Source organism: Comamonas sp. HJ-2, from assembly GCF_053615495.1.
Genome location: NZ_JBSIFD010000053.1, coordinates 1 through 8,165, shown reverse-complemented (window position 1 = coordinate 8,165; position 8,165 = coordinate 1). Strand labels below are relative to the sequence as shown.

The window sequence follows — 8,165 nt, the reverse complement described above, 5'->3', positions numbered from 1 at the left end:
ACTTGGTCTAGCCGCATAAAACCAGTCCAAGTTTTTATCCGCACCCCCGGCGGGTCAGTTTTGCGTGGAAATTAACAGCGTCCGCCAAGCACGACTGACCAACGTTCCACGGGACGCAGACGAACGGAGCCATAGAGGCCGCTTTTTTGCGTCTTGGTCTGCGAGCCGCTGGTCCAGTCACCGAGCGGATAGCCCGGATCCTGCGGTGGAATCCGGTTGAAGACGTCGGCAGGCCCCACTCTGGGCCACAGGCTTCGATTGGTATTGCTGTTGCGGTGCTGATCCAGACCCAGTATCACATCGTGGCGCTGACCCAAGGCATCAAAGCTGCCCTGCAAATTGATATCGAAGCTGGTTTCACGCTCGCGTGACTTGGCTTGATGGATCCACCAGTCCGCACCCTGCAGCGTGACGGGATCCGGCGAACTTTCGATCTCCGCGCCATTCACGCCCTCATTGAAGCGGGTGTGTCTGAGCTGGGTCTTGAGCAGCCAGTCATTGCCGAGTTGCTGCTCGAGCTTGGCAAAGACCGTGGTGTTCTCGCGATTGATCCAGTTCCAGGGTGCACCAAAGTTGGTATTGCGCGCAAAGCCGATATCGCTGCCATCCGCATAGCGCGGCAGGCTGGCATTGAAGCCCGTGTTCCTGTCTTTCTGATAGCTGGCACCCAGCGTGGCAACCGTGCTGGACGTCAGGTCCATCTCCAGCGCCCCATACAGCATCTGCCGCTTGAGCCTGGATGGGGCTGCCATTTCCTTTCGGTCATGGTTCACGGCCACGAAACGGCCACGCAGGGTTCCGCTTTCGTTCAACGCGCCCGTGGTGTCGAGCTCTGTGCGATAGTTGCTCATGGTTCCGCCGGAGAGCAGCACCTGCGTCTGACGCTTGACCTGTGGCCTCTTGTAGGTGAAGTTCAGAACCCCGCCAGCCTCGCCGGCACCGAACAGACCGTCGGCCCCGCGCAGAACGCTGACGCTGTCGAACTGCGCCATGTCCAGGCTGCGACTGCCCGAGCGAGAGGAGCTGGCAGCGCCGCCATCGAACCGGAAATTGGTGATGTTCATGCCGCGGGACAGATAGGTCGTATCCAGCCAGGTCTCTTCGCGCGTGATCCCGGTGGTGTACTTCATCACATCATCGAGCGTGCGCATGGCCTGATCGTCCATGCGCTGACGAGTCACCACAGTCACCGACTGCGGAACCTCGCGCAGAGACTGCGCCGCCTTGCCGACCTCGACTCCGCCGGCCACGTAGGAATCACTCGACTCTCCATAGACATTGGGAATGGCCTTTTCCTGCACCGTCACTTCTGCCAGTGTCGAGGCGGCATCCTCTTGTGCATGGCTGAGACCAGGCAGCAGGCAGACCACGCTGACGGCCACAGCCGTGGCATGAAGACGAAATGGCAAAACCCCGGCGACCGGGAAAAACGAGCGTTCCAGCATGAGCGTAAAAAACAAGCCTAGGTGTTCTCTTCAGACAAGAAGTGCCGAAGAACGAATGACGCTGTGGCTGGAACGGAGACACCGTATAGGGGCTGGCAGCAAAAACAGAACGAGAATCAATCTCAATTCCATTTTCGCGAGGATTGTAAAGCTCAGGTAAAAAAATTGCCACTGTTTTGTAAAACAGTAGCGCCTGCCTCTGCGGTTGTATCGCTGCGCATCTGCCAGCCTGTTGCCTGGCCGATACCCAGCTGATGCTATTCACACACCGGCATCAAGCCGGCTTCACTGCAGCAACAGGGTGCTCTGGCGCTGCGTGGCGCCTCGCCCAGTGGGTTCCGATGGAAAAGTGGACTTTTGCGAAATCCCCGCGCTTCTGGCACTTGGAAGATGCACGGCATAAGCATCACTCAATGGCGGTAGCAGGCCCGACGCCAAAGATGGCAGATGCGCATCGAGCACAAAGAAAAAGCCCCGGCTGCATAAACAACCGGGGCTTTTATATCTTGGCAGGGGAAGAAGGATTCGAACCTTCGCATGCTGGAATCAAAATCCAGTGCCTTAACCAGCTTGGCGACTCCCCTAAAGAGAAAGCGATTATAGCGCGGTTTTCCCAACTTTGAGAGAACTCCGGCGATCAGGGCCTGAAGGCAAAAACGCTCAATGCCTGCCAGGCGCTTCGCGGAAGCTGAACCGGCCTGGCTCGCGGCCGCGCCCGATGCCAGATCTGCGACCGCTTGCATGGCGCACTGCAGGCGATGCCATCAGTCCAGCGTGACCTTGGCCTCGCGAATGACCTTGCCCCACTTGGCGGTTTCCGCAGCAATGAAGCGATCGCATTCCTCTGGCGTCGATCCTTCGGCAAACGTACCCATGGTCTGCTGCATGCGCTGCGTGATTTCAGGGCTGCGAATGATGCGAGCGACTTCGACGGACATGCGCTGCACGATCTCCTTGGGCACTCCTGCCGGTGCAATCATTGCTGCCCAGGTGCTGCCCATCAGGTCGGGGATGCCTTGCTCGGCAAATGTCGGTACATCGGGCAAAACCGCCAGTCGCTTGTCGCTGGCCACGCCAATCAGACGAATGCGACCGGCCTTGGCAGGCTGGATCAGATTGGGCGGAGGATCTAGGAACAGCGGAATCTGACCACCCATGAGGTCGGTCAGTGCCGGTGCGGCCCCCTTGTAGGGCACATGAGTCATATCCGTCTTGGTCAGCAGCTTCATCAACTCGGTTGTGAGATGCGCGCTGGAGCCGCTTCCCGAGGAGCCAAAGCTGACCTTGCCAGGATGTGCCTTGGCATAGGCAATCAGCTCCCGCGTGGTCTTGAACGGAGCATTGTTGGACACTGCAGCAACCAGAGGCGAGATCCCCATCAGAGACACGCCAACCAGATCCTTGCCAGGGTTGTAGGGCAGCTTGGGATACAGCGTGGTGTTGGCCGCATAAGCGGCAATCACCACTCCGAACGTGTAGCCATCAGGTGCGGACTTGGCCACCTGATCCACACCGATGAGACTGTTCGCACCAGGCTTGTTGTCGATGACGATGGGCTGGCCCAGCGCTTTCTGCAAACCCACTTGCAGCAGACGGGCCATCTGGTCGGTGAAGCCGCCCGCCGTATAGGGAACGACTATGCGTATGGGCTTGGAGGGCCAGGGGCTCTGGGCCCAGACCGAGGGAGCCAGCATGGCGGCGCCGGCTGCGGCGCTCGATTGAAGAAAGCTGCGGCGAGATGTCGAAGGCATGAATGTCTCTTGGTTCTTGCAAGGATAAAGCGCCGCGCGGCAGCGCGACAGGGAAAGGGAAAGGGAAATACGTCTCAGTATCCGCGGGCCACGTCCACCAGGTTGAGCAAGGGCTCGCCCGCACGCAGGCGGCGCAGATTCTCCAGGCACTGGCGGGCCACGGTGTCGGCTGAAGCCTGGGCCGCGATATGCGGAGTGACAAAGGCCTTGGGGTGCCCCCACACCTTGTTGCCGGGCTGGGGCGGTTCCTCGCGCAGCACGTCCAGCGCGGCGCCGGCCAGATGGCCTTCGTCGAGCAGAGCCAGCAGTTCATCCTCGACCACTTGCTCGCCGCGCCCCACATTGATGAAATAGGCGCCACGCGGCAGCAGGGAGAGCGTGCGGCGGTTCAGCAGATCGCGCGTCTCGTGCGTAAGCGGCAAGGCGCAGACCAGAATGTCGCTGCCGGACAGCAGCTGCTGCAGACCCTCAGCACCGCTGTGGGTGGTCAGGCCGGCAATGTTCTTGGCGCTGCGGCTCCAGCCCGCGACAGGATAGCCCACGGCCTGCATGGCAGCAGCCACGAAGCGACCGACCTCGCCCAGACCCAGAATACCCACGCGGCAATCGGCGCTGGCGCGCACGGGGCGGCGCAGCCAGTCACCCGCCTGCTGCTGGCGCGCGAACAGATCCAGCTCGCGCGTATGGCGCAGCGCGGTGCCGACCACATACTGAGCGATCTCCACATGCTGCTGCGGATCGACGGTGCGCGCCACGGGCAGGCCAGCCGGCAGATCGGGCACGGCCAGCAACTTGTCCACACCGGCACTGGGTGCGCACAGCAGCCTGAGTTGCGGATAGGCCGGCAGCACGCCGGGCTTGAGGCTCCAGGCGAGCATGGCTTCGACCTCGGTGGCAGGCGCCTCGTCGCGGTGGGCCCAGACGCGCAGATCGGGTGCCAGCGCACGCAGCGACTCGACGATGGGCGTGCCCATGCTGGGGTGGATGTTGACCAGAATTCCCATTGATTTCTCCATGAATCTGAGCTCTGTTCGCTGCCTGCGAAACGGCAACAGCGCAAGCGAGGGACGCCAAGCAAGGGCCTATGCCGGCCGCGCCGCCCCGCAGCAAGGGTGTCGTCCCCCTCCCGCGAAGCGAGAGAGGGCGCCGTGCAACGGGGGAAGGCGCGCAGCGACTCAGGGGGTGTTAGTCCTTATAACTTGGGTCGATACGATCCAGGCGGCGCAGCAGGCCCGGCCAGGCCAGGCCCGCGCCCTTGCCCTTGGTGACCTGGCGCGACTGGTTGACCGCGTCGGCAATGATGGTCTGCGGGATGCACGTCAGCTCGCTGCCGCCCGACTGCGCGAGGATCTGGATGCGGCAGGCCGACTCCAACGTGTACATGGCCAGCACGGCCTCGGCCACGCTGCGGCCGCAGGTGAGCAGCCCGTGGTTGCGCAGGATGAGGAAGTTGCTCGCACCCAGATCGTCCACTAGGCGCGGCTTCTCGTCATCGCGCAGAGCCACGCCCTCGTAGTCGTGGTAGGCCAGGCGCACCAGCGGGAAGATGGATTGCTGCGAGATGGGCAGCAGTCCATCCTTTTGCGCCGACACGGCCACGCCGTAGCGAGTGTGCGTGTGCAGCACACACTGCACCTCGGGGCGGCCGTCGTGGATGGCGCTGTGGATGACGAAGCCGGCGGGGTTGACGTCGTACTCGGTCTCCATCAATGGCTGGCCCTCGTGATCGACCTTGACCAGACTGGACGCAGTGATCTCGTCGAACAGCATGCCGTAGGGATTGATCAGGAACTGGCCGGGCTGGCCCGGCACGCGCGCCGAGATGTGGGTGAAGATCAGGTCGTCCCAGCCGAAGTGGGCGACCAGCCGGTAGGCGGCAGCCAGCTCGACGCGAGTCTGCCATTCCTCGGGCGTCACCTGGCGGCGGACTTCGGACATCGTGGTGTCATGGCTCATGGGATATGTCTCGTGATGGGCATCGTGAAATGGAAGACAGGCTCAGCGCTCCGCAGCGTACTGATCGCGCAGCTCGCGCTTGAGCACCTTGCCGATGGCACTGCGCGGCAGCTCGGCGATGAAGCGCAGGTCGGCCAGACGCTGGGTCTTGCCGGCTTGCTGGTTGTACCAGCCCATGATCTCCTCGGGCCTGGCCGGCTGGCCCGTGCGCGACACCACATAGGCCACGGGCGTCTCTCCCCATTGCTCGGAGGGCACGCCGACCACGGCTACGTCGTCCACGGCCGGATGGGCGCGCAACTGAGCCTCCAGGTCGCTGGGATAGATGTTGAAGCCGCCGCTGATGATCATGTCCTTGCGACGGTCGAACAGGGTCAGAAAGCCGTCGGCATCGAAGCGGCCCACATCGCCCGTGCGGATGAAGCGCTTGCCCGTGGCATCGAACCATTCGGCCTCGCGCGTCTTGGCGGGCTGGCCGTGGTAGCCGCTCATCATGCTGGCCGAATGGCCCACGACCTCGCCGTCCGCGCCGGGAGCGACCTCGCAGCCCTGCTCGTCGATGAGGCGGATGTCATGGCCTTCGGCGGGCTGGCCCACGGTGTGCAGCTTGTCCGGGTGCAGATGGGCTTCGAGGATGCAGGTGCCCCCGCCTTCGGTCATGCCGTAGAACTCGGTGAGACTGCCTGGCCAGCGCGCCACCACATCGGCCTTGAGCTCGGCGCGAAACGGTGCACTGGTGCAGAACTTGGCCTGAAAGCTCGACAGGTCATGCTCGCCGAACTGCGGCAGTGCCATGATGCGCTGGTACTGCACGGGCACCAGCATGGTGTGGGTGACGCGGTGCTGCTGGGCCAGTTGCAGATAGCGCGCCGCGTCGAACTTGGGCATCAGCACCACGCAGCCGCCGCTGCCCAGCGTGGGGAAGAACACCACCAGTGTGGTGTTGGAGTACAGCGGTGTGGCCACTAGCGTCGTACCCTCGGGGCCGTAGCCGTAGACGCCGCCCCGGTTGATATGGGTCCAGCGCATGCCGTGCGACTGCACGATGCCCTTGGGAGTCCCCGTGGTGCCCGAGGAATAGATGATGTTGAACGGTGCCTCGGGCGCAAGGCTCACGGCAGCGGGCTGCGCGCCTTTGGGTGCCAGCCAGTCCTCGAAGGCACGGCCCGGCGCCACGCCGTCCAGCGAGATGCATTGCAGTCCGGTGTCTGCGGGCACCAGGTCCTGAGCCGCCTGGTCGAGGAACAGGTGACGCGCCTGGGCATCGCGCAGCATGGAAGCCAGGCTCTCGGCCGTGGAGGATGGCGCCAGCGGCGCAACCACCACGCCCGCACGCAGCGCGCCCAGGAACAGGGCGGCATAGCACACCGAATTCAACGCGCAGATGGCAATGGCCTGACCGGGCAGCACACCTTCGCGCTGCAAGGCTGCTGCCACGCGGTCCATGAGGGCGTCGAGCTGGGCGTAGCTCAGCGTCTGCTGGTCGTCGCGCAGCGCGGCATGGCCGGGCTGCTGGCACGCATGGCTGCGGATCAGCGCAGCCAGCGTGGTGAAGGGTGCATCGGGCGAAGGCAGGGAAACAGTCATGAGGGGCTCCGTTTCAGGAATTCACGAATCTCAAGCGGACTGCACCTGCGGGCCCCACGGCCCTGCGGGCGCATTGGAGGACAGGCCTATTTGGCAGCCAGGCCCAGGCGATCGATCAGGACCTTGTCCTTGGCGTAGGCCTCGCGCACCCATTGCGCATAGTCGGCACCCGAGCGGTACCAGGCGTCCTGATTGAGCTGCCTGAGCACCTCGACATGGCGCGGATCGTCCATGGCCTTCTTGAAGGCGTCGTGCAGCTTGCGCACCACGGCCGGGTCCATGCCCTTGGGCCCCGCCAGGCCGTAGGGCGAGGTGGAGACCACGCCATAGCCCAGCTCCTTGGCCGTGGGCACGTCGGGCCAGCGCTGGGTGCGCTTTTCACCGAAGGTCATGAGCAGACGCATCTGGCCGCCATTCACATAGGTGTCCCAGCCCGAGGCATCGCTTTGCGCGGCCACATGACCACCCAGCAGGGCCTGCTGCAGGTCGGCATTGCCCTTGAAAGGCACATGATTGAGAGTGACCTTGGCGTTCTCGGCCAGCTCCTCCATCAGCAGATGCGGCGAGGAACCTATGCCCGTGGAACCGTATTCGATCTTGCCGGGAGTCTTGCGCGCGGCGGCGATGTACTCGTTGAAGCTTTTGTAGGGTGAATCCGAGCGCACCGTGAAACCGAAGGTATAGCCCGAGACGCCGATGATGTAGCTGAAGTCCGTGACCGGGTTCCAGGCGGTCTTTTGCATATGCGCCATGCGCAGCATGGACATGGGGAACTGGGTGATGGTGTAGCCATCTGGCTTGGCGGTGCGCGCCATGGTGCCGGGGCCCAGCGTGCCGCCCGCGCCGGGCTTGTTCTCGACGATGACGGGCTGGCCCAGGTGCTTGCCTGCGATGTCGGCCAGCGAACGCATATGGCGGTCTGTGGGGCCGCCGGCCGGGAACGGCACGATCAGCGTGACCGGCCGCGCGGGATAGTCGCCGGACTGTGCCCAGGCTGATGCGCCGGTGCCTGCGGCAGTCACAAAAGCGGCTATGGCGAGCACCAGGCTGCGGCGGTCAAGGGAAATCTGCATGTCTTGTCTCCTGAATCTCTGAACCAGGTGGGGCCGGGGCACATACTTGTGTGCCGCTCTGGCCAGGGCCCGGACAACGTTGTCCGGGCCGTTGGCACCGCCTTGTTGCGGGGGTGCCATGGCAAGGCTTAGATCGCCTTCACCAGCTCCGGCACTGCCTGGAACAGATCGGCTTCCAGACCGTAATCGGCCACCGAGAAGATCGGTGCTTCCGGGTCCTTGTTGATCGCCACGATCACCTTGGAGTCCTTCATGCCCGCCAGATGCTGGATCGCTCCCGAGATGCCACAGGCAATGTACAGCTGGGGCGCCACGATCTTGCCCGTCTGGCCCACTTGCAGGTCGTTGGGCGC

The 8,165-nt window shown here is 63.5% G+C and carries 7 protein-coding genes and 1 tRNA gene; all 8 read right to left on the bottom strand.

All coding sequences use genetic code 11. The annotated features are described in order from the left end of the window. Window positions 1-71: 71 nt before the first annotated feature. Window positions 72-1,460 (bottom strand): TonB-dependent siderophore receptor, encoded by a 1,389-nt coding sequence (locus tag ACWGXF_RS24065; RefSeq protein ID WP_452102578.1) that lies wholly within the window; start codon window positions 1,458-1,460, stop codon window positions 72-74. 492 nt (window positions 1,461-1,952) lie between these two features. Beyond that, window positions 1,953-2,029 (bottom strand) — tRNA-Gln (locus ACWGXF_RS24060). Between the two features lie 180 nt (window positions 2,030-2,209). Further along, window positions 2,210-3,196 (bottom strand): tripartite tricarboxylate transporter substrate binding protein, encoded by a 987-nt coding sequence (locus ACWGXF_RS24055; RefSeq protein WP_256631194.1) that lies wholly within the window; start codon window positions 3,194-3,196, stop codon window positions 2,210-2,212. A 74-nt stretch (window positions 3,197-3,270) separates the two neighbouring features. Next, entirely contained in the window at window positions 3,271-4,200 is a 930-nt protein-coding gene (locus ACWGXF_RS24050; protein WP_202789267.1) for a 2-hydroxyacid dehydrogenase, read from the bottom strand. Between the two features lie 181 nt (window positions 4,201-4,381). Next, on the bottom strand, window positions 4,382-5,152 hold the full coding sequence (locus tag ACWGXF_RS24045; protein WP_256631195.1) for a class II aldolase/adducin family protein: 771 nt from the start codon (window positions 5,150-5,152) through the stop codon (window positions 4,382-4,384). 42 nt (window positions 5,153-5,194) lie between these two features. Continuing rightward, window positions 5,195-6,739 (bottom strand): class I adenylate-forming enzyme family protein, encoded by a 1,545-nt coding sequence (locus ACWGXF_RS24040; RefSeq protein ID WP_256631196.1) that lies wholly within the window; start codon window positions 6,737-6,739, stop codon window positions 5,195-5,197. A gap of 86 nt (window positions 6,740-6,825) precedes the next feature. Next, the gene (locus ACWGXF_RS24035) at window positions 6,826-7,812 is read right to left on the bottom strand and encodes a tripartite tricarboxylate transporter substrate binding protein (RefSeq protein WP_452102577.1); all 987 of its coding nucleotides are present in this window, start codon (window positions 7,810-7,812) and stop codon (window positions 6,826-6,828) included. A gap of 128 nt (window positions 7,813-7,940) precedes the next feature. Next, window positions 7,941-8,165: electron transfer flavoprotein subunit alpha/FixB family protein (locus ACWGXF_RS24030; RefSeq protein ID WP_452102576.1), on the bottom strand; the 225-nt coding region annotated here is incomplete at its 5' end.

Bases quoted from the DNA above. Each gene is read 5' to 3' on its own strand.
- ACWGXF_RS24045 (WP_256631195.1), bottom strand. From the start codon at position 5,152: ATGAGCCATGACACCACGATGTCCGAAGTCCGCCGCCAGGTGACGCCC.
- ACWGXF_RS24040 (WP_256631196.1), bottom strand. From the start codon at position 6,739: ATGACTGTTTCCCTGCCTTCGCCCGATGCACCCTTCACCACGCTGGCT.
- ACWGXF_RS24050 (WP_202789267.1), bottom strand. From the start codon at position 4,200: ATGGGAATTCTGGTCAACATCCACCCCAGCATGGGCACGCCCATCGTC.
- ACWGXF_RS24035 (WP_452102577.1), bottom strand. From the start codon at position 7,812: ATGCAGATTTCCCTTGACCGCCGCAGCCTGGTGCTCGCCATAGCCGCT.
- ACWGXF_RS24055 (WP_256631194.1), bottom strand. From the start codon at position 3,196: ATGCCTTCGACATCTCGCCGCAGCTTTCTTCAATCGAGCGCCGCAGCC.